General features: G+C 65.9%; 2 protein-coding genes. One reads left to right on the top strand and one right to left on the bottom strand.

Annotated elements, in window-relative coordinates; genetic code table 11:
- On the top strand, positions 1–1,842 hold a 1,842-nt coding region (rpoD, locus tag ACK42S_RS17410), incomplete at its 5' end, for an RNA polymerase sigma factor RpoD (protein WP_409710566.1).
- Positions 1,843–1,844: 2 nt separating this feature from the next.
- Here the strand turns inward: rpoD and ACK42S_RS17405 are convergent.
- Positions 1,845–2,453 (bottom strand): methyl-accepting chemotaxis protein (locus ACK42S_RS17405; RefSeq protein ID WP_409710563.1); only part of this gene is annotated, 609 nt, incomplete at its 5' end.

Below are 2,453 nucleotides of genomic sequence, written 5' to 3'. Positions count from 1 at the left end.
GTGCTGACCGAGGAAGAAGCCAAGCTGCGCCGCGAAAAGCTCAAACAGCTGATCAAGCTGGGCAAGACCCGCGGCTACCTGACCCATGGCGAAATCAACGACCACCTGCCCGACAAGCTGGTCGAGCAGGAAACGCTGGAAGTGGTCGTCTCGCTGCTCAACGACATGGGGGTGGCGGTTTATGACCAGACGCCGGATGCCGAAACCCTGCTGCTGACCGGCGCACCCACCGCCGTGACCACCGAGGAGGAGGCCGAGGAGGAAGCCGAGGCGGCCCTGTCCACCGTGGACAGCGAATTCGGCCGCACCACCGACCCGGTGCGCATGTACATGCGCGAAATGGGCACCGTGGAGCTGCTCACGCGCGAGGGCGAGATCGAAATCGCCAAGCGCATCGAAAGCGGGCTGCACGAGATGATGGCCGCGATTTCCGAGTCGCCGGCGATCATCCACGACATCCTCTCGATGGCGGAGGAAATCCGCGAAGGCAAGACGATCATCTCGGCCATCGTGGACGGGTTTGCCGATGCCGACGAGGCGGACGACTACGTCGCGGAGGAGGATTTCGACGACTACGAGGACGACGACGACGGCAAGGGTGGCTCCAAGGCACTGACGCGCAAGATGGAGGAGCTCAAGCGCGAGGCGCTGGAGCGCTTCGACGCCATCCGCACGCTGTTCGACGAGCTACGCCAGGTCTACGAGCAAGACGGCTGGGGCTCGCCACGCTATCAGGCTGTGCAGGCACGCATCACTGAAACGCTGATGACCATCCGCTTCACGGCCAAGGCCATCGAGACGCTGTGCGACAAGGTGCGCCAGCAGGTCGATACGGTGCGCAAGGTGGAGCGCGAACTGCGCCGCATCATCGTCGACAAGTGCGGGATGCCGCAGGAGAAGTTCATCGCGGACTTCCCCCCCAACCTGCTCAACCTGCAGTGGGTGGAGCGGCAGGCCGCGGCTGGCAAGCCCTGGAGCGCGGTGCTCGGGCGCAACATCCCCGCCATTCAGGAACTGCAACAGCGCCTGATCGACCTGCAGAACCAGGTGGTGATTCCGCTGGATCAGCTCAAGGCGGTTCACAAGCGCATGAACGAAGGCGAGGCCACCTCCCGCGATGCCAAGCGCGAGATGATCGAGGCCAACCTGCGCCTGGTGATCTCGATCGCCAAGAAGTACACCAACCGGGGCCTGCAGTTCCTGGACCTGATCCAGGAGGGCAACATTGGCCTGATGAAGGCGGTGGACAAGTTCGAATACCGCCGCGGCTACAAGTTTTCTACCTACGCCACGTGGTGGATCCGGCAGGCCATCACGCGCTCGATCGCCGACCAGGCGCGCACCATCCGCATCCCGGTGCACATGATCGAGACGATCAACAAGATGAACCGCATCAGCCGCCAGCACCTGCAGGAGTTCGGCGTCGAGCCGGACGCCTCCATCCTGGCGGAAAAGATGGACATGCCGGAGGACAAGATCCGCAAGATCATGAAGATCGCCAAGGAGCCGATCTCGATGGAAACCCCCATCGGGGACGACGACGACAGCCACCTGGGCGACTTCATCGAGGACACGGCCAACGTGGCGCCGATGGACGCCGCGATGCAGGCCGGTCTGCGCGACGTGGTCAAGGAGATCCTGGACACCCTGACCCCGCGCGAGGCCAAGGTGCTGCGCATGCGCTACGGCATCGAGATGTCCACCGACCACACGCTGGAGGAGGTCGGCAAGCAGTTCGACGTCACGCGCGAGCGCATCCGCCAGATCGAAGCCAAGGCGATCCGCAAGCTCAAGCACCCGAGCCGGTCGGAGAAGCTGCGCAGCTTCCTGGATAACCTGTAAGCTCAGGACACGCGAAAGCGCGACACGGCGGCCACCAGGTCATTGGCCTGTTGGCGCAGGCTCGAGGCGGCCGCGGCGATTTCTTCGACCAGGGCGGCGTTTTGCTGTGTCCCCTGGTCGATCTGCCCCACCGCCGCGCCCACCTGATCGATGCTGGCCGCCTGGTCGCGGCTGGCGGCATTCATCTCCGCCACCAGCCCGCCCAGGCGCTGGACGCCCTCGACCATGTCGCGGATCGCCACGCCCGCGTCGTGCACGAGTGCCGTGCCCTGCGACACCCGCTCCACGCTGGCGGTGATCAGCTCCTTGATCTGCCGCGCCGCGTCTGCGCTGCGTTGGGCCAGTGACCGAACCTCCGCCGCCACCACGGCGAACCCGCGCCCGGCCTCGCCCGCCCGCGCCGCCTCGACCGCCGCGTTGAGGGCCAGGATGTTGGTCTGGAAGGCGATGCCATCGATCAGACCCGTGATCTCCGCAATGCGGCGGCTCGATGTCTCGATGTCGGCCATGGTGGCGACGACGCGCTCGACCGTCGCGCCCCCGCGCTGCGCGCCGGCCATGGCCTCCTGGGCCACCGCATGGGCCGCCCCCGACGCCTCGGCGTTGCGCTG

It is taken from the genome of Caldimonas sp. (assembly GCF_046289365.1).
Taxonomy (GTDB): Bacteria; Pseudomonadota; Gammaproteobacteria; order Burkholderiales; family Burkholderiaceae_C; genus Caldimonas.
Note: the sequence above shows the minus strand (reverse complement) of the source record. Positions and strands in the feature narration are given on the sequence as shown.